This is a genomic window from Dietzia sp. IBK-p2-16D (assembly GCF_057773085.1).
In genome coordinates this window covers 1-519 of the sequence record NZ_JBYMTL010000023.1, presented here as the reverse complement: position 1 = coordinate 519, position 519 = coordinate 1, and the positions used below count along the sequence as shown (strand labels likewise).

The following is a 519-nucleotide window of genomic DNA, read 5'->3' as shown; positions in this document are numbered from 1 at the left end:
TACAATTTTTTTATCCGTAGCCAAACAAAAACAGGATTGATTAAAGTTATTAAAACCGAACAACCTAAAACTAAAACAAATGAAACAAATTTTTAAAACAACCGCATTATGGGCAAAGGCTTTAATTATTGCCCCAAAAACACGAAGCAAATTACTTGACGGCTTAAATATTAAAGACGTTTGGGTACATTACAAGCCAGCGTACATTTTAGGCGTTTTTAGAGAAGAAAAAATACATTGCCATAGAATTGCTATAAAATCAACCTGCGATAGCTGTATCGCCTTTAAAAACGATGGAGACTGGATGTTAAATGTTATATTAGAGCGAGCGAATTTAAGCCGAATAATCGGAGAACTAGAATTTTGCGAAGCGATGATTGATGCAAAACTTTTTAGCTTTGGGAGGTTAAGTGGCAAAGCTATAAAAATTAATAATAGCTAAAAAATAAAAACAATAAATGTCAAACTAATTAAATTTAAAACATGGAAATTGAAGAATTAAAAAATAAAGCCATAGAA

The 519-nt window shown here is 30.6% G+C and carries 1 protein-coding gene; it reads left to right on the top strand.

The features are described 5' to 3' along the window. Positions 1 to 79: 79 nt before the first annotated feature. Positions 80 to 442, top strand: a complete 363-nt coding sequence (locus tag AC3DE3_RS17145) for a hypothetical protein (protein WP_488370827.1) — start codon at positions 80 to 82, stop codon at positions 440 to 442. Positions 443 to 519: the final 77 nt, after the last annotated feature.

What these genes read in the sequence shown, in the direction of transcription:
- AC3DE3_RS17145 (WP_488370827.1), top strand. Translation starts at nt 80, where the DNA reads ATGAAACAAATTTTTAAAACAACCGCATTATGGGCAAAGGCTTTAATT.